Genomic DNA, 24777 nt, shown 5'->3' with positions numbered 1-24777 from the left:
GATTCGATCTCATGACACACCCTCCTGGTCCGTTAGGATATATGGTGTGTCCTCAAAAGTGAAGATAGCTCACACGGCAGCAGTCTTCGCCCCTCCCCTTCTGTTCAATGCCTGCATGTAGCGCTTGAAATTTGCCTATATGCAAAGAACCCCGTCCCCCTGTAACGGGGAGCGGGGTTCTTTTGACGTGTACTAACTGTTTGGAACTGTCAGGCCCCTAAAACTTCTTCGGGAACTGTTTGACGATGCCGGCTGCGAGGGCATCTGCGATCATGTACATGTGGTCTTTCATTGCATCCCAGACCTCAGCCTCGGTAGCATAGTCATTTTTGGCGAAAGCCTCGATCTGTGCGATGTGGTGGCCGCCGTGGGCAGAAAGTAACCCCATCAGCGTCTCTTTGGGCCAGTTCGGGTTGGCGCCGCTAAGGAAAGTGGCGATCTCGTTGGCATTGGCCGTAATCTTGGCTACCGCCTTATCCTTGCCCACCTCGTCTGCCGCATAGAACGCAGTCATGTATTCCTTGATCGCCCCGTAGTGTCCGGCCAGAAGCCCGAACAGCTTGTCCGCAGCCGGCGTTCCATACAACGGAGCGACCGAGTCGGCGATAGCGCGCGCATTCTTCACCACGTTCTGTTCGGCAGTTTGTGCCGCTTTCACATCGCCGGCTTTGGTCGCCAGCGCGACGTTCCTGACCCAGAAGACGTGACCGATCCAGAGATCGCGCTGCGCCTGCCGCAGTTCGACGGCCTTCGTTGTTTCTTTCATGTCCATAGCTTTACTGTGAGCATATGAAGGTGTGCCAGTCAGAGCTACCATTGCCGAGACTGCGATCATGGTCTTGAATATATTGTGGAAGATTTTGCCTAACATTGCCGTCTCCTTTTTTTCATGATGCAACCGGAGCATGGCTTATACGCGCCTCAGCTCCGGTTACGGTTCGCCAGCCTCAGGAACACACCCGAGACTATACGGTCGCAGCGGATCCCGTCGAATGAATATACTCCGCCTGCATGGGAGTCGACGAGGTCTGCCAGCTGTTGTTGTAGTAATCTTCTCGCCCGGTGATACCTAGTCTTCACCGTCGCCGGTTCTATGTCCAGGCACTCCGCGGTATGCTCCACCGACATTTCCTCGACACCGCGGAATATAAATACCATACGATATGCATCGGGGAGGCTCTCGATCGCGGATTCAAGCAGTCGGTGCAGTTCCTTCCGCGCAACGTCCTGTTCGGGCGTCGGCAAGCCCGTGATCAGATCAGCCATATGGTTCGCCTCCTCTGTGTGCAAGGGATCGTCGAAAGAGATACTGTTTTTCGCGCCCTTGGCACTGCGCAAATGCTTCAGCGCCTCGTTCAGAGTGATCTTTGCCAGCCAGACGAATAAAGGCCCCTTAGCCTGGAACTGACCAAGGTTTTCGTAGGCATGGATGTAGGCATCCTGCACCACATCTTCGGCATCCATATCGTTTTGCACCACCCCTCGGGCGATGCGGTACAGACGCTGATTGTACCTGCGCATGATCAGTTCCAGGGCATTCAGGTCCCCGTCCAGGATCTGCTTCACGATATCCATATCCGCCGCCGCGCTGTAGTTGTCTGACTTCTCCTGCCGGGTCATCTCTGTTCCTCCATCATCCCTTTCACTATGTTAGATGCATCATCGTCACAAAAGGTTCCCACTTTTTTTCACATCGCGCATTTTCCAGTCGCCCCCATGTTGCAGACGGCAGCTCCCGCAGGTAAAGCGTCAGCCTGTACGTCCCATTAACAGTCATTCCAGTTTGACTTGACTCAGAAGACGTCATATAGTGCCGTTTACTTAATAAGCTCTTACCCACCGCTGCAATCGTGAATATCTATGAGTTTCACCCGCAGCCTCTACACAAGAATAGATTGAACCAGAGAATCGTCTATGACACAAAAAAGAAAATCCCAGGAAACGCAAAAGGCTGCCGGTCTCTGGGTATGTGTGTTAATGCTGCTGTTCGCTGTACAGCTGGTGAAAGCAGACCTGAAGTCATTTATTTTCGGCGCTCCGCAAGAACCCGCCGTGCCCACGCAGCAGGTCCCGTCGATGCCTTCACAGCCAATAGAGATACCCGCCCCGCAGCCTCAGGCACAAAAACCTAAATCAGAGTACGAACACTACACCGATAAAAATGGAAATGAGGTGGTAATCGTTCCGGCCAGGTACGAAGCATCCCTTGCTGAACCGGCGCCTATTCAGGTAGCCCCTCAGCAAAGTATGCAGCAGCGATCGCCGTTGCCATCTCAGCAGGTGGCTCCGGCAACGGTTGCACCAATCCAAGCCGCCCCACCCAGGAATGTTGCCTTGGTGGCTATGAACGCTGCAAATGCTACTACCGGAATGAACGTTTTTGAGTCATGCCGGTGTAGTAACGGTTTGGCGGCTAGAGGTGACTCAAGAGGGGAGGTATTACAGAAGTGTGGCCAACCTGTAGCCTACCAGTCTCCCGGCAAAAGCGACTGTGATCCAATTTGGCTATACAATTTCGGCCCAAACGAGTTCATGCAGGGTGTCTGTTTTAAACGAGGCCGTGTGAGTAAAGTCCTCAGCCTCGATTATGGCTACTGATCAAGAAAATATGTGACGATGAGGCCGCAGAGATTTTGAAGGTAACGAACGCCCCCTCAGCCCTCCAACTGCTCGCTGGAGAAGGAAACGCAGTGAGGCATGATCGCTCATGCGACGGAAGGAAATAGTGATTATACAGTGTCCACACTGCGGTGCTGAAATTACGACTATAGACCTCGCTCGATGTGAAGCCTGCGGTAAAGACTTGGATGCCGCTAGCGACGACGCGGCTTCAGAACTTCCTGCCACTCGCCGCTTCACGTTGGCGAAAGCCGCAGTGCTACTTCTACTAATCATTTTGCTGCCATCCGTCCTGCCCGGAATAGGACTATTTCTTCTTCCCATAATCGTCCTTGTAGCCATTTTGGTCTACAAAGTCACCTTGCGTGCCAGTTACCTCGTATTTAAAAACCGGATGGTGGGCAACTATTTCATCGGTGGAGGGGTTTGTCTTTTTGCCTTCTTCGCGTACTACCCACCATCTGACCTATACGAAAGGTACCTGCAGCCCTCCACCTGCATAACGAATGCTCCTAACACAGCAATCGTCGCACACATGGAAGAAGCCATTAAACCAGGTCGCAATCTTATCTACTGCACTTCTTTTCAGAAAGCCTGGAACCGGCTGCACGATGACATTATCAAAGGAGACGTGCTTCTTGCTTCGCAACCTGCGACGGCACAGCAACTTAACAAGCAACTGCTTCACCCGGAGGATTTGTCAAAGGATGCCTTTGTAGCGGAAGCAGCACCGTGGACACCGGAACTTGTGGCCCGGATAAAGCGAGAGTTGCAGGAAAAGTTCGGAGACGAGGCGAGTGGCTACAGCATTCCTGATCCTCCTGCAGGTCGCCAGAGAATCATGGCTTACGCCTTCCTGTACAAGCACTTGGAGTTTCCGATCAAGTTTGAAAGGCTGGAGCACCCGGTGGAGTTCTGTGCCGGCAACACTGAAACTCCTGTAAAAGCCTTCGGAGTCGATGTAGCTTCATCGAACGAAGAGTTGCACCAAAAACTGCGCGGCCAGGTTTCCGTCCTCTATTACCGCAATGAAGACCAGTTCGCCTTATCCTTGACGAGCAAATCCGCCGATGACGAGATAATTCTCGCAAAGATCGCTCCCGGAACCGACCTCCTGCAAACCTACCGGTCGGTCATGATGAACGCTAAAAAAGCTCACCCTACTGCCCTAGAAGACGGCGAACCCCTCCAAGTTCCGAAGCTAGATTTTGATCTCACCCACCACTTCAGGGAGCTGGAAAAGCAGGAGATCTTAAACGAGGGGTGGAAGAGCTGGTATTTTGAAACAGCCGAACAGCAAATCAAATTCAAGCTCGATGAGACTGGAGCCATCGTAAAATCCAGAGTTAAAATCGGCCTTGCCATGAAAGAAGAAGCGCCGGCACCCGTGCAGGTGCCAAGGCGCTTCATATTCGACAAGCCATTCCTCATCTGTCTCAAACAGAAGAATGGTCACGTTCCATACTTTTCCATGTGGGTCAACAACGCCGAGTTGCTAGTCAAGCAATGATCTGTTGCGGGGGAGAATGTTCAGTAAACGCAGCTTTAAAATAATTTCTGTTGCCATTCTTGCTCTGATAGCAATTGTCGTGGCAGGCTTTTTCCTACCCGAGCAGTTGATGATCCCGGTACGCGGCGCCACTCCGGCTGATTGGAATCACAACTCCTTCTGGTTCAAGCCGTGGGGAAAATCGGGGGTCCATCGTGGAATCGACATCTTTGCCCCTGAGGGACGGGACGTCATTTCCGCATGTTCCGGCATCGTCGTCTACACCAACACAATCGAAAACGGCGGAAAGGTCGTGTCGGTTCTGGGGTCAAAATGGCGAGTCCATTACTATGCCCACTTGAAACAGATTTCCACTGTTGCGGGAAGATTCGTCTCACGAGGTGAGAAGATCGGTACGGTCGGGACAACGGGAAACGCTGTAGGTAAGCCCGCCCATTTACATTACGCCATAATTACACAGATACCGTACCCTTGGCTGTATCGCAGTGAACGGTTCGGCATAGACCGCATGTCCTATCTCAACCCACATGAACTACTTATGAAAGGAAGGTAAAGGCGGCGCCGCTCGCGATCACCTAGTGAGTTGAGTCAGGCCAGCGAGCCTCTGATGCCAGAGCCAGAAACTTTGCACGATTGTAAGCATGATCCCTACACAGGAGAAAACATGAAGCTCGTTCTACTGTCAGTAATCGCCCTTCTACTTTCCGGTTGCGCTACTTACCGTGACTTCCCTGCGGATGCACTTGACCACAAAATGACTACCGGGACCTGCGGTGTCATGTATTACAACGTCGGAAAGTTCGACATGCTGGATGTCGGCGGATACAGCACGCTTCAGAACGTGTTTAGGGACGCCAAAATGTGCAAGAAGATGGTGCAAGTCGACGAGAAGCCGGAAAAAGGATTGTACGTCGACGTGGAAACAAAGTGGAAACCGATGACCGTGTCCGCGCTCGCTTTTGGATACCTCTCTTTTTCGACACTGACGCTGGTTCCCGCCTGGAGCACAAGGGACGGCTATATTGTCAAGTACAACATCTATGTCGACGGCGCGATGAAGGAGACCTACAGGTATGAGATAACGAGAAAGGCCGGAGTATGGCTGGGCCTTTTGCCGTTTGCCTGGATCAATGCCTTTACCTACAGTGAAGATGAAGCCTTTGACGCGACCGCCCGACAGTTCTCGTTCGATGCTCAGTCCTTCTTGAAGCCCCAGGACAAAGCAAGCCGCGCATCCCATTGATCTCAAGAATGTCCCCTCGGTACAGAAGAAAGGCATGAAATAATGGACGCCCCCATGTATTCCTAACCCCAAGCACTAGGCATTGCATATTAACCGGAGGCTGCACCTGTTGCGGGCGCATCCGATAAATTGACCACAACATAGCGAAACGGATAATTTAAAAAACACTTAAGTTGCTTCTTAGGAGGGGAAATGTCTGTTGTTTTTTTACTACTTTTTGTTGGCACTATGGCTACTGTAGCAGGAACGTTATTTGGGCTAGCAAACCCAATAATAACCACTTTCTTAATTGGATTGGTGTTGTTTATAGCATATCAAATTTACATCCAGATTTTTTTTAGCAGCGAAAAATTTAAAAATATCAAAGAGAGCATTAAAGAGTACACCACTAATTGCAATGAGTTAAACGACCACATAGAATGGTTAAAGTGTACACATGCGGACATAAGATCCTTTGACTACGGTGAAGGACACCTATATGACAATAGTAATTTCAATTTTCAAAGAAAGGAGTGGAGCAAAAACATCAAAAACCATCTCGTTCACAATTGCTCTGCCTCTGTCTGCAAAAATGCCAGTGACCAACCCTTTAAATATCTCTGCAAGTACTTCGATATAAAAGCAAGTGAAGAAACACTGTCAAGCTTTGAAATAGTATTAAATAACTTTGCTGCAGCTGAACAAGGGAAGGTGTTGTTACAAAACGAAAGGGATTCAATTTTACTAGATGTTAGTAAGTCGATACCTACTTTGATATTCTTTTTTAGCAAGAACAAATTGATTCAAAAGCTAGGTTTCGAACCCATTGATTTAAGCGACTTATACTTCCCTGTTTTCACATTTCAGTATGTATCTGCCGGAGGAAATAGTTCTTCAAAGTGCGACATAAAGTTAAATATAACAAACCTTGATAGTTTCATAAAATATTTGAGCGAAATCGTTAAATTCAGGAAAAGCGTCGTAGGACAACGAGCTCTGATGACATCTAGCCTCAGAGAAAAAATAAAAAGTAGAGATAATTACACTTGTCAATATTGCAATTTGTCGACTAGAGATGAACAAAATTTGTTATTAGAAATAGACCACATCATTCCTCTTTCCAAAGGAGGAATAACCTCAGAGGATAACTTACAAACACTATGTTGGAAATGTAATCGTACAAAAGGAGCAAGAATCGTTTTAGCGAGTTAAAACCGCAAATAAAGGCATGGGGGGACTTTGCTGAGATTTTGAGATTTGCAGGTCCCTAATTATTCAAGGAGGACACCTATGCACTCTGACCACGAAAGTTATATGGGATTCTCACTACTATCAAGATTGAACAAGTCCTTGGAAACAATCGTCGGGATCTTAGAAGGCGTATCCATTGACTCAGTAATCAATTTAAGGGAGGTCAGCTTTCTCACCGAGTGGATCAGGCATTGCGACGACGTACGACACCTGCACCCGTTCAATGAGTTGATCCCGGTTATAAACACAGCATTAGCTGACGGAGTGCTAACGGAAGAAGAGAAGTTGGATATCCTGTGGCTCTGCAGTAGGCTGGACACCAAGGGAGATTATGTAAATAACGTACTTTACGACATGCAGCGGTTACACGGCATCCTTGGCGGTATCCTCGCAGACGGTAAAATTACAGAAACAGAACTGACAGGACTGATGGGCTGGCTTTCCGAGAACGACCACCTGAAGACTTGTTGGCCTTATGACGAGGTTGAATCTTTGATCTCTGGCGTGATGCAAGATGGCGTAATAGACGAAAAAGAACAGCTTCTCCTACAGAGGCTGTTTTCCGAATTTATACAGCTTGCAGACGATAAAACAATAACTAACCCACCCGTGATTATGGGGGGGCAAATGGTCGGTCTTTGCTCATTTGCCCCTGCAATTAAATTTGAGGACTCCTGGTTCTGCTTCACCGGTGCATCTACCAAGTACAAAAGGCGTGATCTGAAGGAAATGGTTGAAAAGTTGGGTGGCAAGTTTACTGATTCCATGACCGGGAAAGTGGATTATTTGGTTATAGGAGCCGACGGGAATCCGTGCTGGGCTTATGCCTGCTATGGTAGGAAGGTTGAAGCGGCCGTCAATTATCGTAAGACAGGCAGAAACGTGCAACTTGTCCATGAGATTGATTTTCACGACGCTGTGGCCGACGCTTTAGGGTAACTGAGAGATAACTTGAGAAGGAGTCGCAAATAGGCAGAGGGGACGTTGTTGATATATTAACATTTGGTGGGCAAGTAGAAAAAAAATGAAAATATTAACAACGCCCCCCGCTGTCCTCGAGAGAATAACAGCTTCTTCTTGCTAAACGGAGCCGGCAATCAAGAGGAGAGATCGAAAAAACAGCTGCAATCGCGATAGCGTCAATCCACCGGAACGTGAGTCGTACTTCTGGTCGGAGCGCAGGGTAATTGCTACAAGCATTTTGCTTGCGATTGCGGCACCTGCGCTTGCGTTGGTTCATTCTATGATGGCGCTGCTTGCGTCCCCACTTTGTGGCCTAGTGAGTTACTTCCTCTGCAACCGTTTAAGCATCGTCTTGTTCAAAAAGGAGTTCAATCCTCCTTCGAAGTACACCAGAGAATGGGACGAGACGAGGAAATTGTCTGATTGGATACTATGGATTCCATTTATTGTGCTCACCATCACATTATTATTCGTGTTCGGTGACATCAGTGATTACATCAGGAATGAAGACGTCTGGCAGAGTTGGTGGGGGCAGAAGATATAGCATCGGCCGGTCAACTTCGTGCCGTTCGCTGGAAATATGCTATTAAGGAAAGGCAGTAGGTACAAAGGAGGTAGCTATGGGTGGTAGTGCATATCAGATTTTTGGTTTCCTAGACGAGCGCCATCTGGAACAGAGACAGATTAAAAAGAATATCGCTGACTGGCTCCTGGGCAGGCAACGGTTCTTAAAGCCCAAAGAATTTAAAGCGGGCAATATGACTATGTTCGAAATTCCAGCTGAGGAGCTTGCCCCATTGAAAACGGAGTTCTTCAGCTTTCTTCGAAAAACCATGCCGACTCCTTGGATGGCAACCACTGGCACCTTCGACTATCTTGACTTGGATGTCATGACCATATATATGCGCGGCGATCGGTCCACGGGGGCAGAGGACATCAATTGGTACTTGCAGTTAACCTTTTCTGGCTGCGCAGGCATGGCCCAAGTATCCTCGGACGTCGCGGCACACTGGGTAGAAATCTGGTACAAAGTTGAAAGGACGAAGATACAAGAGCGCCTTGAGCGGTTCGGATTCCGCCCGCAACAAAATCCCCCCGATGAAGAGCCTGCTGTAACCTTTTTTCCCTTGCCGGAATGCGGGTATGCAGAGTTTTCCACCGAGCTGCAGGAAATGTTTATCGAAGAAGAGGAATACAGTTTCCACTTTGCATTTGACTCATCCGTTGAAGAGGCCGAGCCTGATCAGGGCCTCGCTCTTTTGCAGCGATTGGAAACGGGCTTTGCATCTCTTATGTCCGACGGCAAGTGCAGGTGCCAGCTATGCTCACCTGACTTCAGACCTTGACCATGGCAGAGAGAAGCGTTCAGGTGCCTGGTTCCGGCGCCAGGTCTTGAAATATAAGGCCTCAAAAACTCATTCAGAAGTGGAACCGAACCGCCAGAGTTCAAATAACTGAAGGAGGATTGGTGAATAAATTCCTTTTTGCCGTGATCATATGCGTAGTGCTTACAAGTGTAGCGATGGCGGATGGTCCTCCGCATAAAGGCAATCGGTACACTGGTGGGGAGATGATAATCCTCAACTTAACCGATGAACAAAAGCGAATACTGGATGATCCAAAGGTCGAATTTGGGTTCCTTTTGAAGCTGACGAAGGAGCAAAGAAAGATAATCAGGACTAAATGGGGTGTGGCTCCCTCCAAGCTTGAGATTTGGGAGACACGGAAAGGCCTGTGGGATTGCAGCTGTATGTCAGCGAATCTTGGGCTTCGCTTCTCCAAAGACCAACTGGAGGTCCCTCGCGAATATGTTATGTCGGATAAAGCAGCAAAAAAGGTAAGGGCTGCCGAATAATTTAGGAGGATCTGGGGCAAAGGGAGGCTTGTTACTCTCTACATCTTCAACCGCAGATACATCTCCTCGACCTTGCCTCTGGCCCAGGGGGTCCTTCTTAGGAACTTGAGGCTGGAGGAAATGCTGGGGGTGTGGGTAAAGCAGCGAATGTCGATCCGCCTTCCCAGCTCTTCCCAGCCGAGTTCCTCCACCAATTCGGTGAGTATCATCTTCAAGGTGACACCGTGGAGCGGGTCGGTCGGCGAGTGAGTGGTCATCGTTTCATCCTGATGGTTGTTAGGTGCAAATCTGACTGAAGGGGCGTACTGTTGATATGGCTGATTTGCTGAAAGAAGTCAACGGAATGTGCGAAGGAGACGCGGTAGCCTCGGGAGTGAGTCGGGGATCGAGCCCTGATGAGGTGACAGTAGTGGGGCTGGAAGAGAAACAGAGACAATTCAATGCGGCCATGGAGTTGTATAGCACACGGAGAGTCTATAAGCGTTTCGGTCTGTTCGTATCCTTTGCCAACGTGAGCCTGCAGGCCTGGCTAGTCTGGTGCATCCTGCCGCTCTCCATTGGCATCGCCGGCGAGCTAACTGCACTATTGGTCGCGTGGATTCTTGCCGACTTTATTAACGGGCTGGTGCATCTGTACATGGACCACAATGATAACTACGACTCGTTCTGCGGACCGCTGATCGCCAATTTTCACCTGCACCACAAGTTGCCTCGTTACGGGCAGAAGAGCTTGCCGGTTGTCTACTTCTTAGAGTCCGGCTCGAAAGTCTGGCTTGTCCCCTGCCTGGCTTTACTGGCGGCGACAGCAGGATTCTTTCGGCTACATCCCCTTCTATTTCATACGCTCGTCTATGCCGGGATCCTTTCCTCCGTCGCTGAGGTCTCCCACTACCTCTGCCATAATTCGATGTCGCCCGTCGTAGTTTTCCTGGGCAACCGTCGAATCCTTCTATCCAAGCGGCATCACGCAATTCATCACATGCATGACAACGTGAACTACGCCTTCCTAAACGGTGTCACCGATCCCCTCATAAACCTCATTGCCGCAAGATTTCCGAAGGGGTACAAGCAGAACACCGACCTCCATTACGCCACCTACTCAGGAGAAATCGGCTCGCGCCAGTAACGCAAGAGGTAGATGACAAGCGTAACTGGGAGACGTTCTTACACAAGGACCTCACAAAGGATAGCTTTTGAACTTCTTTAGAAATACATCGAAACCCGCTTTTGACGAGTTGACACTCTTCGTTCTGGCCTACACCTGCTTACTCCTTATCTCCGTCAGCACCTACGATATGGTGAAGCAAGGTAGCCTCAGTTCTGATGGCAGCCAAAATGCGGCGTTAGTACCAATAATAATAATCGCCATTGGTATTGCCTTGTCTTTCTACCATGCCTTTTCCAAAAGGGAAAAATCCAGGATCGAAAAGCAAATCATGTATCTCTTCGCCTCATTTGTGAGTGGCTTTGCCGGGATCTGGGGCGGTTCCTATCTGCTGTCCCACACCGAGAACGGGTCATGGACATTGGTCTTTCCGATAATAAACATTATTGTTGGTTGGCGGATGATAGGGGACAAAGAGAGAGTCCTTCAGGATGATTGCATAGACGACAGAGACGCTACCCTTGCTGAAGTGGCTGTTAGTGCAGCAATAGTTACAGCTACTTTTTTGATCACCACGATGTATTTTCACTGCCACTGGGCAGCGACGATGTCGATATGTGCAGCCTATGGCACCAGTCTCAACCGCATCATCGTGAACATTTTGCTGCCTATGAAGCAGGGCTGAACCTGCTCAAAAATGCCTCTCATCAACCTCCTCCGGGGCTTTATGGCGCTTGGCTGGGGGCTTCCAGAAACTCACCTGCCAGTTGTCCACCATGTTTTCCCGCGCCACCCACGGGGGAAGACCGACCTTGAAGTGCCGGGAGAGAGCGTTGACGTAGGGCTCATACATGAGGCGCAGTTCGGCAAGGTTCTGCTCCAGGAGGGCCCTTTCCTTCAGCTTATAGCCGCTGCCGCGAAGGATGTCGCAGATCTCGTCAAGCTTCGCCGGAGGGAGCCGGTCAGCCCCCAGTTGCCGCGGCTGCGTCTTGAACACGAGCGCCAGGTCCACTACCGCGTGGCGGGACATGGCAAAGGTGAGCTCCGCCTGACGGTTGCAGGTCCCCTCCACCCCCGCCATGATCAGGGCGCAGGTGTCCAGGATCGAGGTAAGGGCGGCCAGCCAGGACTGGTTGTCGTGTTGGGAACGGAAATAGGCGAGCACGGGGTAGGAAAGATGACCTTCAAGGAACTCCGCTGACCAGCGCTCCCACTCGTGCAGCAGTTCGCGCAGCGACTCCGCCCCTCCGTGATGGCTGTGCCTGCGCAGCATCTCCGAAGCGGTGGGAGGTGAACCGGCACGGGCGTCGAGCAGGGAGATGCTCACCTCGCGCCGGGCGAAGGACTGGTTCAAAGCCGGCAAGTAGCTGATTATAAGGGCCAGGAAGGCGAACCCCATCCCCGATTCGATGACCACCAGCAGGCGCCCCAGGCTCGTCTTGGGCACCACGTCGCCGATACCCAGCGTGAAGAAGGTGGTGCCGCTCAGGTAGAGATCGCTTAAAAGGAGTGTGCCACCGTCGGGGTAGAAACACCAGGAACCGCCCCAGTGGATGAGCGCGAACCCGGCGATCAGTACCGCAGCCCAGAGGCTCAACAGAAGCAGCAGCGACAGCGGCCCGAAGTAGCTCAACCAGGTTTCCCGCCGCCTGGCAGGAACGAAGTTGTGAATGAGCCACGTCCAGGGACGCCAGCTGCTGCGGTAGAAGACCCGCGTAATGCGGAAACGGCGGGTCACCCGGCGTGGCAGTATGATGGTTTCGAATCCCTCCCAAAGTACCAGGAGCACCAGCACCGCTCCAAAAATCATTGCCACAATCGCCATATTCGCCTCTCGCCCCGCCATCCGAACTGCCATACACTCTCATAGCAGTCCCAGATATTCTCTCACCAAGACGGACGGATGCAACGGCTGACGAAACCTGTCACCTAAAACCCTTGGCCACGGAGAAAATCTGAGGATTTCTGAGAAAAGACGAAAATCGAGAAGAAAAGGTACATCGCTTTGGAGAACTTCTAAATCCCGATCTATAACTTCTACATCGTGATTGATAACTTCTGAATAGCGGGTTAAAAGATATACATCGCGCCTCATAACTTATCAAGTGTTGTTTACAACTTCTACATCTCGATGCACAACTTCTACATCCCGATGCACAACTTCTAAATCGCGCTGGATAAGTTATACATGCCGGTTTAGAAAAGATCCATTGGGATTTATAAAACATCAATTGCAGTTGAGAACTTCCAAATAGCTGTTTACAAATTTTACACCGCAGATGATAACTTATACACAGCTATTCATAACTTATCACGCGCGGTTTAGAAGTTGTACATGGTGATTGAGAATTTATCAGAGGCAGGAAAGAGGGCTTAGGGGCAGGTGACAGTTGTCCGGATTAAGGGAGAGGAAAGGTTTGAGAGGTAAAAGCCCGGGGTGCTCGCCGCACCTCGGGCTTTTTTAGCTCAGTGGCATGTCCTTTGAGCTGGAAACCGGGAGCCGGATCAGGTCGGGGTACCCCCCTCTTCACCCTCCGTTCCGGCGCGCGCTGTTTTGAGAGCTGCGCTAGCAACCTTAGCCCTTGCCCTCCCCCTCTTCTCTTTGGCAATGGTGAAAGCCGAGGCGAGCAGGATCTCGGGATTGCGCACAGCAGCCATTTCCAGGACGGAGGCGATCTCGTCCAGGTTGAGAACCAGTTGCGCCTGAAGAAGCTCGCGTTCCGCAATCACCAGCCTGCTCCCGTGCATCGACTCGTGATACACCGCATCGTGCTTGGCCGATGCGGCAAGATAAGATTCCAACAGCGCCGGATGCGCAGTCCAAAACGAATCCGGGAACCTTGTCTTGTCAGATAGGGCGGTCGCCACCCCCTGGTTGAAGCCGTGAAACAGCGTTGGTGCCATATGATGATAATCCCGAACAATTCTGGAGCCCACGTCGCACCTCCTTTTCTTCGCCTGAGCGCAGGGTTGGACATCTGTTAATTTGTTTTAATAAATTTAACACCCCATCAGATTACAACCTAGAGCACGTAAAGCAAGCGCCGGTAGCCGCAAAATTTATTTCCACGGTGGTGCGGTTCGGCGGCACCCATCATTGTGATCCTCAGATGGCCCGTCCCCAGTCGCAGACATCTGAAATAACAGATAAAAAGCTAGACGGAGCCGGTAGATTAGTGTTACATAAGCAGCCGCGCTTAAGCTAAACCAGCCATTCAAGTCCCTGTAGGAAAAGAGGTCTTCGGAATGTCTTCTCGCCTTGCCGACCCTGGCAGCATTGCACCGAGACAACAGTAAATCGCCGCAAAGGAGCTTCCCATGCGTTACATAAATACGGACAAAATACTCGCCGCCCAGCTCACCACACCGGCTGAAAATCCTCTCGTCGGAGACGAGACGCGTCTGGTCGACGTCTGGTTCGACGGCAGCGCGGTGCGCAAGCAGCTCTTCAAGAAGGTGCACAAGACCGAGCAGGAAGCCATGGCTCAGGAACTGGAGAACCGCGGTTTCATCCGCTCCGGGAACCTGTTCATCAACCCGCGGGGCGTGCTCTTCGCCGAGATGGAGCACGAGATCATCGGCGGTCTGGTCACCATCGGCTACCAGGACAACGGCAAACCGGTGGAGCTGAAGTTGGAGACCAGCGCCTTCAAGGAACTGTGCGAGCGCTTGGCGGGAGAAAAGAAGTAAAACGAGGGGAAAGAAGCTGGTTGCAGGGGAACTACTTTGTGGGCGTCAGTAAGGTCATGCTGCCCTTTTAGGAGCCTTGAGCACCGACAGTGCCTCCGGGTCGCGGTCCAGCAGAATGAGGGCGTTACTTACCGCACGGCTGGGAAGTAAGTCTCCCTTTTCGTACTTCTGAAAGGCCCTGGGACCACCACCGATGACAAGCCCCGCCGCCTCCTGCGTCAAATGCAGCTTTTTCCTGATGCGGCGGATCTCCTCAGGCGGAAGAAGCCCCTCGTGATCCGCCTTCAGACGGTTAAGCATGCGGTCGGAGACTTTCAGGTCTTCACCGGTATGGATGCTTTCCTCGGATTGGTCACAGTACCAGCCTGGCATCTCGAACGTGATGCTTTGTCCCTTGTAGGTAAGCGTTAGGGCACGCGCACTCCGGTACATGAGCGCCCCGGTTTCGGGACAGACTGGATTACTCATGGTCCTTCTCCTTGAACGACAGCAGCAAAAACTCAGTAATAACATCAGCGGTGAACTTAACGTAAAGCAGTCCCACCGGCGACGGCACGTGGTAGACGTCCTGCCAGAGCCGGGCATCGGCATAGGACGTCATTGACTTATAGAAGTGCTCTGGCTGCATGGACTGAATCGTGGCTACGATCTCGATCCTCCGGAACCCGAGCGAGGCAGAGTTGCGCAGGGCCGTGCCGGTAAGGGCAAGCCGTTCCACGGTGCCAAAGGCGGCCTTGAAAGCGGCCAGATCGTAAGTTGGTTTCCGCTTTTCTGTCATCCTTTTTACACCATTGTGGTGTTTTTATCAAGAAGTTGATACCCCACATTACGGCAGACCAAAAGTTGCTCGTATGCGCGCCACCCTGCCGGCACTTTTGGGGCTTGCTGCTTTACTTCAATAGAGGCAGGACACTGCGCAGTCTCCGACGCGAAAGAGGCCGCAGGGGTTACGACAAACATCAGCCAAATAAAGAGTCTCTTGTCCATTTCCAACCTCTCACTCGACCACAGAGTAGGCATCTCCATCATTCACTCTGGGTATACTCCCCCCTCATCCCCCTCGGAGGATGCTGACCATGAGGTTGCAGACGAATTGCCAAACCTGTGGAAAGATGAGAGCATAACAATCCGGCCGTCGCTGTCAATCGAGAGAGAGCTATGCCTAAAGCCCGCCGACTAACAGCGGCCAGGAGAGCGGTAATGCATCTAGCGCATTTCGCAGAAGATGGAGGCCAAGGAGTTGTGCGAGCGGCTGGCAAAATAGGAAAGGGAGTTGGTCCGGAGGGCGCTAACTTGAGGAATGTACGCTGATGACGACACAGTACTACGCAGCGGCCAGTCTCGACGGATTCATTGCCACCGAAGATGATTCGTTGGACTGGCTGTTTCAGTTAGGCAATGTCGACGACACCAGCTATCCCGCATTTATCGCCGAGGTCGGCGCACTGGCGATGGGTTCGACAACCTACGAGTGGATGCTGCGCCATGCCAACGAGGTGGCCCAGGAGACAGGAACGGCGTGGCCGTACACCCAGCCAGTGTGGATATTCTCCAGCCGGGAACTGCCAACCATTGACGGTGCGAATATCCACTTCGTGCGTGGTGACGTCCGGCCTGTTCATTCCGACATGATGAAAGCGGCAGGATCCAGGAACATCTGGATTGTGGGTGGAGGCGATCTGGCCGGCCAGTTCTACGACGCCGGGCTGCTGGACGAGATCATCGTACAAGTCGGCTCGGTAACCCTCGGCGAGGGGAAGCCGTTCTTTCCGCGTCGCCTGGTCACCCCACCGTTGAACTTGATTTCCGTGCAGCAGTTCGGCCCAGGATTGGCCGAGTTACGGTACCAGGTACCAAAGGCTGCCCGATAAGGCGCCGCTGGGGCCGCAGTCCCAGCCTGATTCAATTGGGGCAATATGCGATTACTACTGCTTTGCGTCGGCGGCGCTCCCCCCACCGGAGCCCCCTGCCAGGCGCTGCACCGGCACGGGTTCATCGGCATGGAAAAGGAAGTCGTCGATCTCATTTCCGCGTGGATCAAAAATCCCGCGCCTTAAACGGATTGAGGTGTCCCCTCTGCAGCAGTGGCGGCTTGGGCCGACCGAGAACCCCTGAGCCAGAGCGAGAAACGCTCGCTGTTTCTCCGTGTCAAAATCCGCTCGAATCTTTCCTGGTCGTAGAGATACAGGCAGTGCCTGATCAGAGTGTAGGCACTGAAGGTCCTGTTCGGGTTTTCTGCGATGACATGCTCGCTGTACTGCCGGACGACTTTCAGATTCTCGTTGAGGCACCTGTGCAGATCCGCTTTCTGGAAAGTGCTGTCCTGCTCCAGGATGTCCTGAACGAAATCATCCACCTTCTGATCCTCAAAGGAAAAATCCCTGAAAAAGTGCCCGGCGATGGGGACGAAGTTGAAGGCGTTCACGGTTTTCGAGCCGGGGGACGCCGTCGGTCCGGGTACTTCCAGCACGCCGTCTACCCGCTCGCTGATCTGCGTGTCCGTCGCCTGCTGCATCAGGTCCGAGGTGGCGTTGCGGATTTCCTTGAATTCACGGTCCGCCAGCTCGAACAGGGCAGAGAGGACGTTGATCCTGCGCTTCAGGTCGACCGGGATCGATTTCTTGTATTTGATCTTGTGGTCCAGCCTGCTCCAAGCGTCTTGAATCAGTGACCGGATCTGCACCTCGAAGCTGATCTCCAGCGGCGGAAGATTCTTGGCAAGGCAGGGAGCCTCCGGGTCCAGGGCCAGGTCCATGTGCAGCCCTTTGTAACCAAAGGAATCCTCGGTGCTCTCAACGGCAGAGGTCTTGTCCGTTACGTTCAGGATCCTGTAGTGCCGTTGCAGCAGCGCCGAAACCGCGGGGACTTCATCCTCGTAGAGGCAGACGACCCGGATGCCGATGAGGTCCGATATGAAGTCCTTGATCTCGTAGGGTTGTTCGTCCGCGTCGAGCTTGCCCTGGTACTTGCGCTGGAACTTCTTTACGCATTCCTCTTTGTCCTTGACGCGCCCTTCTATCTTGGTGACCTCACCAACATCGCTTTGCCTGATCAGGGTCCTGATCATGCCGAGATAGGCATCCTTGGCGGCGATGAACTGCTTGTGGTTGCTTTCGTAGTACGTGTTGAAATTTGCTTTTTCCTGTTCAAAATCCAGTGATGCCATATGCCTTTCCTTATTGACGCTGTTGTTGCTCTCTCATTGAAAGCCGGAGCAGCGTAACTTTATCCTGTTATGCAGCGAAATGCGAGAGGTAAAGGAGCGCCTACCTGAACCAGGGATAGCGAGGGAAGGTTCGGTCGCTGCGCGTAAAGCCGATCTTCCGCGACGCGACTCTTGTCAAAAGCGCAGGGGGTGCCTGACGGCACCCCCTGCGCATGATCTCCTTCACATCCTCCTGCCGACTCCCTACTACTTCAAGAGTCCCCGCACCTCTTTGCCTCCGCCGTCGGGCTCACCCGACATCGCTTTCTTCGCGAAGGCGTTCAGGTCCAGGCCCGGCAACAACTTGGTCAGCATGCCCATGAGGCCGTCGCCGGCGCTCCCTCCGCCGGTCACCAACACGTCCGGGACGATCTTGATCTGGCCGTTTTCGATAGCGGCGGCGATCAGTTCAACGATCTTGATCTGCTTGATCGCTTCCTCGCCGATCGCCTCCTGCTGCTTGTTGTAGGCCTGCGCCGTGGCGTCGCCGATGGCGGCTATCTTGGAGGCCTCGCCTTCGCCGATCGCCTTCAGCCGCTTCCCTTCGCCGGTTCCTTCCAGCGCCTTGGCCTCGGCGCTGCCCTCGGCCAAGGTGATCATCTCGGCCTTCTTCTGGGTCGCCACCTTCACCGCGATCTCGGAGGCGACCAGGGTCGGCTGCTGGTCCGCCGTGGCGCGCATCTTCTCCATCTCGGTGCGCTCGGCCTGCGAGCGTTGCTCCATCTTGTACATCTCCTGCTGCTGCTCGGCGATGATGCGCTTGGTCTGGGTCTGCATCAGGTCCTCGGGGAGCTTGATCTGGCAGATGAGCACGGAGACGCACTCGACGTGGTACTTTTCCAGGTCGATGCGGGCGCGGGTTTCCGCCTTCGCCTGCTCTTCGGAGCGGCTCTGCAGGAAATTCATGGCGGACGCCGTGGACGCCTGGTTACGGAAGGAGGAATCGATCATCGGGTGGATGACATGCTGGATCAGGTTGTCGATGGAGCCCACCTTGGCCAACATGTAGGGGGCCTGGTCCGGCCGCACCCGGATCACCACCTTCACCGACACCTGAATCGGGAAGCCGTCCTTGGAGATCACGGTCAACTGGTCAAAGCGGGTGTCCTCTTGGTCGTCCCAGTCGATGGTGATGTTGGTGGTGTCGATCACGTAGGCCATGAAGGCCCGCCGGTTCAGGTAGTAGCGCCCCGGTCCGGCCACCTCCTCCTGAATGCCGCGGAACCCCTTGGGCACCACGTACTTCTCCTTCCCCTCCTCTTCCGACGCACCCACCTGGGTGGAACCCAGGCGCTTTTTCATGTCGTCGGTGGGGTCCTCGCCGACGTTGGACACGATGACGCCGACCTGCCCGCGCTCGATTACGGCCACGTCGTCGATGGTGACGCTGAACATGAAGGGGTTGATGTAGTACGTCCCCGGGCGGAGCACGTCAAGCTGAGGTCCGCGCTGGCCGTTCTTGGTCAGGAAGGCCGAGCCGTCCTGGTAATCGTTGTGCCCGGTGATGGGGGAGGCGACGTATTCCCGCTCAGGAAGCGGTATCCCGTCCAAGGCGGTAACGAGGCCTATCTTGTTTGCCTCGACCACGGCGGCAGGCGCCACCTGGATGTCGAACAGGTTCAGGTTGATGCGGTAGGTACCCGGGAGCAGCACGTCGATCTGCGGCCCCTTCTGACCGCCGTTTCTGAGGAAGGCCTCCCCGTTTTCGTAGTTGCAGTGATCCGGCACGCTCTGGGCCAAAAGACGCCCCATCGGGATGGGAGCGCCGTCCTGCGCGGTTACCATGCCGACCTCACCCTTGGCGATGACCACCGCCGCCGCCTTGGTGACCTTGAAGAGGTTCGGGTGGATACGGTAGACGCCCGGCGGCAGGATCTCGGTCTGCGGCCCCTTCTGCCCGCCGTTGCCGATGAAGTCCTGGCCGGACTGGAAGGAGTTGTGCCCCTGCACCACGTTGGCGAAGATGCGCCCCGCCGGGATGGCGTTGCCGTCGGCTGATTCCACGAGGCCGATTTCCCCTTCCCCGATCTTGGTGGCAAGGCTCTTGGTCACCTTGAACAGGTACGGGTTGATGCGGTAGTTGCCCGGGGGGATGATTTCGAGCTGGGGCCCCTTCTGTCCGCCGTTGTTGATGAAGGCCTCGCCGTTTTGGAAGGAGGCATGCCCCTCCACCGCGTGGGCGAAGATGCGCCCCTCGGGGATGGCGCTGCCGTCCACCGACTCAACGATGCCGATCTCGTTGTCCTTGATTTCGGTGACGTTCCCCTTGGTGAGCTTGAAGAGGTAGGGGTTGATGCGGTACTTGCCCGGAGGAAGGAACTCGATCTGCGGTCCTTTCTGGCCGCCGTTTCTGATGAAGGCCTCGCCGTCCTGGAAGGCGTTGTGGCCGGGGACCACCGCCGCGAAGATGCGGCCGGACGGGATGGGCGAACCGTCCACGGACTCGATCAGCCCGATTTCGTTCTCCATGATCTCGGTGAAGACGCTTTTGCTCGCCTTGTAGATGAAGGGGATCAGGAAGTGGAGCCCCGGTCCGAGCGTGCGGGCCTGGATGCCTACCTCGTTGCCCAGCGCCACCACCCTGCCCTGCGGCATCTTGCTGCCGAACCAGCGCCGCTCGATCAGCGCGATCTCGTTGCCCCCGACGATCACTACCGAATTCCAAAGCAGGATGACGAGGACGGCAAACGCGATCAGGTAGTAGTAGTTGTGTGCCAGCCAGATGAAGATTGCTGCGGGTTCTTGCATGGTTTTCCTCCGGTTTCAGTTGTCGAGGTGAAGGGATTGACGAAAACCCATTAAAAAAGCCGCCAGTGCTTTAACTACGCACTGGCGGCCGTGGATTCACAGATTGGTTTTTTCCTCTATCATTGATACCCCTTAAGAGGACATCTTCGTCCCTGCCCTTATACTCCCGCCGGCAGTTAAAGGTCAATGAGAATAGTTACACCCCCTTCCGATCTGAAATACCAGCGGTTGATTTCCTAGATGGACTTCAGGCTCAGATGAGGATCATAAGACGAGTGCATGAGGAGGCATCTTTAGCAATTTCGGTCAGGAATATGTCCTCGAAATGAGATAGGATGGCTCCACGAATCGAGAGGGGCAATCAGCATGGATAAGGCAGAGGCATACGCGGAAAGGTTCGACAGGGTGTTGCGTTACATCGAGCGGCACCTGGACGAACCGTTGACGGTGGAGCGATTGAGCCGGGTGGCGCACTTCTCCAAGTTCCACTTCCACCGGCAATTCTCGCTCTACACCGGCATCGGGGTCTTTGCCTACATCCGGCTGCTGCGGTTGAAACATGCCTCTTACCGGCTGATCTACCGCAAGGAGGAGCGCATCATCGACATCGCACTGGATGCGGGGTTCGACAGCCCGGAAGCCTTTGCCCGCGCCTTTCGCCAGATGTTCGGACAGTCTCCCTCTCAATTCAGAAAATCACCCCAATGGCAGCCCTGGAAGGAACGCTTCCGGCTGCCGCCCAATCAAAGGAGAGAAGACATGGATGTGAAGATCGTGGAGTTCCCCGAGACGCGGGTCGCGGTCCTGGCCCACCGGGGCGCACCGGAGAAGCTGGACGATTCGGCGCTCCGCTTCATCGAGTGGCGCAAGCAGAGCGGATTATCGCCGGTGAAGCAGTCGCTCACCATCGGCATCGTCTACGACGATCCCTCCAACGTGGAGCCGGAACAGTTCCGCTTCGACATCTGCGGCGAGGTTTCGGAGGAGGTTCCCGAGAACCCGCAGGGGGTGTTCAACAGCGTGATCCCCGCCGGCCGCTGCGCCGTGGTGCGGCACCTGGGGTCGCATGACCGGATCGGCGACAACATCTACCCGCTCTTTCGCGACTGGCTCCCCAAAAGCGGTGAGGAGCTGCGGGATTTCCCGCTCTTCTTCAACTACCTGAACCTGCTCCCCGACGTCGCCGAACACGAACTGATCACCGACATCTACCTGCCGCTAAAGTAGCTTCCACCTCGCAACAAGCAAGCCCGCCAAGCAACATCGGCGGGCGTTTCTACTACCGCTCTACCTGCGCCCCCCATGCGGGCCGCGCCCATAGTGGCCGTCATAGTCATCGTAATAGTATCCGTGCCCGTAATAACCGTCCACCGGCACGACAATGCAGCCCGACAGCAGTGAGGACAGCACCACGAGTACAACAAGGTACCTGATTTTAGTTTTCATCTCTGTGCTCCTTTTCACCGGGACACGTCCTCGTCCTCTTTAGATTATAAAGAGATTGGGGTGAAAAGTGGAACAAAGCCCGCACGGTAACACCGGCGGGCTTTGTGTGTTGGCAAGAGTCCCAAAAGGAAATGAGAGGGCGTCAAGCGCCTGCTTTGCCTTCTCTTATGACAGCGTCCAGCGGGGTCGTGGGCCTGCCGATCAAAGAGCTTAACTGGTGGCCGTCGTCGAAGAGCCCTCCTTGCGCGGCTCCGCGGTCGGAATCGGCCAGGAGTGCCGCCAACGGCTCCGGAAGGCCTACCGAAACCAGGAGTTTTTTAAACTCGAATTCGGGAAGGTTCACGTAGTTGACCGGCTTGCCGTACTGGCGGGAAACCTCGGCGGCCAACTCGGTGAGGGTGTAGGAGGTGTCGCCGGCCAGTTCGTAGGTCCGTCCCCCCTGCCCTGCCGTGGTCAGCACCGCGACGGCTGCTTCCGCGTAGTCGGCGCGGGCGGCCGACGCGATCCGTCCTTCGCCTGCGGAACCGTAGAAGGAACCGTGCTCGACGGCTGGCGGAATACTGGCTGCGTAATTCTCGGTGTACCAGCCGTTACGCAGGATGACGAAGGGGATACCGGATTCGCGGATCAGCGTCTCGGTGGCGATGTGCTCGGCGCCAAGGCCGAGGGGGGTGGTGTCGGCGCGCAGCAGGCTGGTGTAGGCGAGCAGTTTCACGCCCGCCTTTTTGGCGGCGTCGATGACAGTACGGTGCTGGTTGATGCGCTGTCCTACTTCGCTGGAGGATATCAGCAGCACCTTCCCGGCACCGGCCAGTGCCGCATCCCAGCTCTCGGGAGAATTGTAGTCGGCCTGGCGCACCTGCACTCCCAGGGTGGCAAGATCTTTGGCCTTGTCGGGGTTGCGTACCGCGGCGACGATGCGGGAGGCGGGTACCTTCTTGAGCAGCGATGCGATTACGAGGCGGCCTAACTGTCCGGTGGCTCCTGTGATGACGATCATGTGACTATCTCCTTTATGTATCGGTGCGTTTTATGTTACAGCTGGAGCATAACAACAACGATTACAAAAAGTAAGTACGCACAAAAAGGTAAGTGTCATGAGTGAGCCGGAAGTAGTAGGTCTGTCGGACCAGATGCGCCGCGGGGAGCTGTTCTGTGTGCAGTGCCCGTCCCGGGAGATACTGAAGCATGTGACCAGTCAGTGGGGAGTTCTCGTGCTGGTTGCCCTGATGGAAAAGACGCACCGATTCAGCGAACTGCGGCGCAAGGTGGGGGGAGTGAGTGAGAAGATGCTGGCGCAGACACTGCAGTACCTGGAGCGGGACGGCTTTGTCGACCGTGTTTCCTTTCCGGTGGTACCGCCGCACGTGGAATACTCGCTGACCCCGCTGGGGCACGCCATAGGAGAGAAGGTCGAATCGTTGGCGGACTGGATCGAAAGCAACCTCCCGAGCATCATGACCTCCCAGCGGAGGTCGGACCCGGAACTCGGCGAATAAGAGACTTTCACCCGCCCAGCGTGAAATAGAAGGTCGCACCTTTGCCCACCGTCCCCTCGCCCCAGATCCTGCCGCCGTGGCGCTCGACGATCTGGTGCGAGGTCGCCAACCCGATCCCCACGCCATCGAACTCGGAACCGTGCAGCCTCTCGAAGGGCTTGAAGAGCTTGGCTTGGTAGTCCATGTCAAAGCCGGCGCCGTTGTCGGTCACGAAGAAGACTTCCCCACCGGAGATCATGGTCTTCCCCACGGCGATCCTCGGGAAGGAGGTCTTGGCGGTGTACTTCCAGGCGTTGCCCAAGAGGTTGCCCAGCAATTGCTTGACCAGGTGGACGTCTCCCTTCACCGAGAGCCCCGGCTCGATCTCCTGGCAGACCAGGCGATGCGGCTCGGTTTCCTGCAGCATCTGCAGGATGGCGGCTGCGGCAGCGCTCAGGTCCATCGGTTGCGGGGTGATGGCCGCCCGGGCGACCCTGGAGAGCTCCAGTAGGTGGTCGATGAGCGCTCCCATCTGATTGGCGGCTCCGCGCATCCGGTCCAGGTAGGTGCGAGCCTCGTAAGGAAGAGCCGGCCCGTAGTCCTCGATCAGGATGGAACTGTAGCTGCTTATGTGCCGCAAGGGGGCCCGCAGGTCGTGGGACACGGAGTAGCTGAAGGACTCCTGCTCCCGGATGGCCGCCTGCAGGTCGGCGGTGCGCTGGCTGACCCGCTGTTCGAGAAGCTCGTTGGCCTGCTTCAGTTCGTCCGTTTTCGCGAGCAGCCTACTCTGCATCTGCTTCTGCTGGGCCACATCCCAGGTGAGATCGGCGAACAGGGTCACGGTGTGGACGTCGGTTTCCGTGTAGTCGGAAGGCTTGTTGCCCACCCCCAGGATGGCGACCACCGTTCCGTTTCTTTGCACCGGGACCACCAGGATGCGCTGGACCGGCGCGTGCCCGGGGGGAAGCCCCTTGCGGTGCGGCAGAGTGTTGTAGTCGTTGTAAATGAGGGCGGTGCCGGAGCGCAAGCAGTCCACCCAGACGCCCGCCTCCTCGACGCTGTACTGCCGGTCCCGATCCTCGACGCGGCAGAAACGCTCCAAGGTGCTGGTGGACCACGCCTTCAGCACGACGGCATCGGCGGCGGCATCGAAAAGGTGGTAAAAGCCGATGGCGCTGTCGGTCAGCTTCTCCACTTCGTCCAACGCTTTCACCATCAGTTCGTCAAGGGAATGAGCGTCCGCATATTGGACGACGCGGAGGCGGGAAAGATGGATGTTGCTGACCCGCTTTTGGCTGGAGATGTCGTGCATGGTCACGAACACCTGGTACGGCGAGGACTCCCCCGGGCGGAACATGGGGATGGCGTTCAGGTTGAACCAGGAGAAACATCCTCTGCACGGGTTGAAGACCCCGGCCACGAAGTCGAGCACGGGACGGCCGCTGCTGAGGGCGGCCATAGACGGGTGCTGCTCAGGGGGAAGGTCGGCACCGTTTTCCCCGATGACGCGCCATTGCGGGTTCATCGAGGTGCGCCCCAGGAACTCGTCTCGCGTAACACCAAACATTTCGAGGGCGGCCGGATTGACGTCGGTCAGCGAGCCGTCGGCGGACTGGAAGAACGCGCCTTGGGCCATGTGGTCGAACAAGGCGTGGTATTTAGCTACGTCGTCTCCCATCGTGATC

The 24777-nt window shown here is 54.6% G+C and carries 28 protein-coding genes; 15 read left to right on the top strand and 13 right to left on the bottom strand.

Features of this window, described 5'->3' with window-relative positions; all coding sequences use genetic code 11:
- Positions 1–217: 217 nt before the first annotated feature.
- Together JFN90_RS21025 and JFN90_RS21020 are read right to left on the bottom strand one after the other, a co-directional pair.
- On the bottom strand, positions 218–871 hold the full coding sequence (locus JFN90_RS21025; RefSeq protein WP_199397090.1) for a hypothetical protein: 654 nt from the start codon (positions 869–871) through the stop codon (positions 218–220).
- Positions 872–921: 50 nt separating this feature from the next.
- Positions 922–1620, bottom strand: coding sequence for an RNA polymerase sigma factor (locus tag JFN90_RS21020; RefSeq protein ID WP_199397089.1), 699 nt, complete (start codon positions 1618–1620; stop codon positions 922–924).
- Between the two features lie 294 nt (positions 1621–1914).
- Here JFN90_RS21020 and JFN90_RS21015 point away from each other — a divergent pair, with 294 nt between their 5' ends.
- From JFN90_RS21015 to JFN90_RS20980, 8 genes are all read left to right on the top strand, one after another.
- Positions 1915–2598: a DUF2845 domain-containing protein gene (locus JFN90_RS21015; protein WP_199397088.1), complete on the top strand. Its 684-nt coding sequence runs from the start codon at positions 1915–1917 to the stop codon at positions 2596–2598.
- Between the two features lie 205 nt (positions 2599–2803).
- Positions 2804–4129 carry a hypothetical protein gene (locus JFN90_RS21010; RefSeq protein WP_199397087.1) on the top strand — a complete coding sequence of 442 codons (1326 nt, stop codon included), beginning with the start codon at positions 2804–2806 and terminating at the stop codon, positions 4127–4129.
- A gap of 16 nt (positions 4130–4145) precedes the next feature.
- On the top strand, positions 4146–4682 hold the full coding sequence (locus JFN90_RS21005) for a M23 family metallopeptidase (protein WP_199397086.1): 537 nt from the start codon (positions 4146–4148) through the stop codon (positions 4680–4682).
- A gap of 111 nt (positions 4683–4793) precedes the next feature.
- Complete coding sequence (locus tag JFN90_RS21000; protein WP_199397085.1) at positions 4794–5372, top strand: LIC12231 family lipoprotein; 579 nt, start codon at positions 4794–4796, stop codon at positions 5370–5372.
- Positions 5373–5564: 192 nt separating this feature from the next.
- On the top strand, positions 5565–6563 hold the full coding sequence (locus JFN90_RS20995) for an HNH endonuclease (protein ID WP_199397084.1): 999 nt from the start codon (positions 5565–5567) through the stop codon (positions 6561–6563).
- A 78-nt stretch (positions 6564–6641) separates the two neighbouring features.
- On the top strand, positions 6642–7541 hold the full coding sequence (locus tag JFN90_RS20990) for a BRCT domain-containing protein (protein ID WP_199397083.1): 900 nt from the start codon (positions 6642–6644) through the stop codon (positions 7539–7541).
- A 644-nt stretch (positions 7542–8185) separates the two neighbouring features.
- Positions 8186–8911, top strand: a complete 726-nt coding sequence (locus JFN90_RS20985; protein WP_199397082.1) for a hypothetical protein — start codon at positions 8186–8188, stop codon at positions 8909–8911.
- Positions 8912–9033: 122 nt separating this feature from the next.
- Positions 9034–9420, top strand: a complete 387-nt coding sequence (locus tag JFN90_RS20980; protein WP_199397081.1) for a hypothetical protein — start codon at positions 9034–9036, stop codon at positions 9418–9420.
- Between the two features lie 38 nt (positions 9421–9458).
- Here the strand turns inward: JFN90_RS20980 and JFN90_RS20975 are convergent, their stop codons facing one another.
- A complete protein-coding gene (locus tag JFN90_RS20975) occupies positions 9459–9677 on the bottom strand; it encodes a VF530 family protein (protein WP_199397080.1) in 219 nt (72 codons plus the stop codon).
- Positions 9678–9733: 56 nt separating this feature from the next.
- Between JFN90_RS20975 and JFN90_RS20970 the strand changes: the two genes are divergently transcribed.
- The gene (locus JFN90_RS20970; RefSeq protein WP_199397079.1) at positions 9734–10546 is read left to right on the top strand and encodes a fatty acid desaturase CarF family protein; all 813 of its coding nucleotides are present in this window, start codon (positions 9734–9736) and stop codon (positions 10544–10546) included.
- Positions 10547–10613: 67 nt separating this feature from the next.
- Entirely contained in the window at positions 10614–11210 is a 597-nt protein-coding gene (locus JFN90_RS20965) for a hypothetical protein (protein WP_199397078.1), read from the top strand.
- Positions 11211–11216: 6 nt separating this feature from the next.
- Here JFN90_RS20965 and JFN90_RS20960 read toward each other — a convergent pair whose 3' ends face one another.
- Together JFN90_RS20960 and JFN90_RS20955 are read right to left on the bottom strand one after the other, a co-directional pair.
- Positions 11217–12350, bottom strand: coding sequence for a potassium channel family protein (locus tag JFN90_RS20960; protein ID WP_199397077.1), 1134 nt, complete (start codon positions 12348–12350; stop codon positions 11217–11219).
- Between the two features lie 680 nt (positions 12351–13030).
- The gene (locus JFN90_RS20955) at positions 13031–13429 is read right to left on the bottom strand and encodes a hypothetical protein (protein WP_215906895.1); all 399 of its coding nucleotides are present in this window, start codon (positions 13427–13429) and stop codon (positions 13031–13033) included.
- A gap of 414 nt (positions 13430–13843) precedes the next feature.
- Between JFN90_RS20955 and JFN90_RS20950 the strand changes: the two genes are divergently transcribed.
- On the top strand, positions 13844–14215 hold the full coding sequence (locus JFN90_RS20950; RefSeq protein ID WP_199397075.1) for a hypothetical protein: 372 nt from the start codon (positions 13844–13846) through the stop codon (positions 14213–14215).
- A 54-nt stretch (positions 14216–14269) separates the two neighbouring features.
- Here JFN90_RS20950 and JFN90_RS20945 read toward each other — a convergent pair whose 3' ends face one another.
- Genes JFN90_RS20945 through JFN90_RS20935 form a run of 3 tightly spaced genes read right to left on the bottom strand, consistent with a single transcriptional unit; the run spans position 14270 to position 15202 of the window.
- Positions 14270–14683 carry a type II toxin-antitoxin system MqsA family antitoxin gene (locus JFN90_RS20945; protein ID WP_199397074.1) on the bottom strand — a complete coding sequence of 138 codons (414 nt, stop codon included), beginning with the start codon at positions 14681–14683 and terminating at the stop codon, positions 14270–14272.
- On the bottom strand, positions 14676–14993 hold the full coding sequence (locus JFN90_RS20940) for a type II toxin-antitoxin system MqsR family toxin (protein WP_199397073.1): 318 nt from the start codon (positions 14991–14993) through the stop codon (positions 14676–14678). The genes JFN90_RS20945 and JFN90_RS20940 overlap by 8 nt, the downstream gene beginning before the upstream one ends.
- 5 nt (positions 14994–14998) lie before the next feature.
- Complete coding sequence (locus tag JFN90_RS20935; RefSeq protein ID WP_199397072.1) at positions 14999–15202, bottom strand: hypothetical protein; 204 nt, start codon at positions 15200–15202, stop codon at positions 14999–15001.
- 323 nt (positions 15203–15525) lie between these two features.
- Between JFN90_RS20935 and JFN90_RS20930 the strand changes: the two genes are divergently transcribed.
- Both JFN90_RS20930 and JFN90_RS20925 read left to right on the top strand, forming a co-directional pair.
- Positions 15526–16086 (top strand): dihydrofolate reductase family protein, encoded by a 561-nt coding sequence (locus JFN90_RS20930; protein WP_199397071.1) that lies wholly within the window; start codon positions 15526–15528, stop codon positions 16084–16086.
- 45 nt (positions 16087–16131) lie between these two features.
- On the top strand, positions 16132–16272 hold the full coding sequence (locus JFN90_RS20925) for a hypothetical protein (protein ID WP_199397070.1): 141 nt from the start codon (positions 16132–16134) through the stop codon (positions 16270–16272).
- On the opposite strand, the gene JFN90_RS20920 is transcribed toward JFN90_RS20925, so the two are convergent.
- Positions 16269–17381: a GTP pyrophosphokinase gene (locus JFN90_RS20920; RefSeq protein ID WP_199397069.1), complete on the bottom strand. Its 1113-nt coding sequence runs from the start codon at positions 17379–17381 to the stop codon at positions 16269–16271. The two genes, JFN90_RS20925 and JFN90_RS20920, sit on opposite strands and share 4 nt — an antisense overlap.
- Before the next feature lie 246 nt (positions 17382–17627).
- A complete protein-coding gene (locus JFN90_RS20915) occupies positions 17628–20168 on the bottom strand; it encodes an SPFH domain-containing protein (protein ID WP_236019105.1) in 2541 nt (846 codons plus the stop codon).
- A 366-nt stretch (positions 20169–20534) separates the two neighbouring features.
- Here JFN90_RS20915 and JFN90_RS20910 point away from each other — a divergent pair, with 366 nt between their 5' ends.
- Positions 20535–21395 (top strand): AraC family transcriptional regulator, encoded by an 861-nt coding sequence (locus JFN90_RS20910; RefSeq protein ID WP_199397068.1) that lies wholly within the window; start codon positions 20535–20537, stop codon positions 21393–21395.
- Positions 21396–21455: 60 nt separating this feature from the next.
- On the opposite strand, the gene JFN90_RS20905 is transcribed toward JFN90_RS20910, so the two are convergent.
- A complete protein-coding gene (locus JFN90_RS20905) occupies positions 21456–21614 on the bottom strand; it encodes a hypothetical protein (protein ID WP_199397067.1) in 159 nt (52 codons plus the stop codon).
- 142 nt (positions 21615–21756) lie between these two features.
- Complete coding sequence (locus tag JFN90_RS20900; RefSeq protein ID WP_199397066.1) at positions 21757–22614, bottom strand: SDR family oxidoreductase; 858 nt, start codon at positions 22612–22614, stop codon at positions 21757–21759.
- A gap of 97 nt (positions 22615–22711) precedes the next feature.
- Here JFN90_RS20900 and JFN90_RS20895 point away from each other — a divergent pair, with 97 nt between their 5' ends.
- Positions 22712–23113 (top strand): winged helix-turn-helix transcriptional regulator, encoded by a 402-nt coding sequence (locus JFN90_RS20895; protein WP_199397065.1) that lies wholly within the window; start codon positions 22712–22714, stop codon positions 23111–23113.
- 7 nt (positions 23114–23120) lie between these two features.
- Here the strand turns inward: JFN90_RS20895 and JFN90_RS20890 are convergent, their stop codons facing one another.
- Entirely contained in the window at positions 23121–24770 is a 1650-nt protein-coding gene (locus JFN90_RS20890; protein ID WP_199397064.1) for a PAS domain-containing sensor histidine kinase, read from the bottom strand.
- Positions 24771–24777: the final 7 nt, after the last annotated feature.

This window comes from Geomonas propionica (genome assembly GCF_016458235.1).
Taxonomy (GTDB): domain Bacteria; phylum Desulfobacterota; class Desulfuromonadia; order Geobacterales; family Geobacteraceae; genus Geomonas; species Geomonas propionica.
Note: the sequence above shows the minus strand (reverse complement) of the source record. Positions and strands in the feature narration are given on the sequence as shown.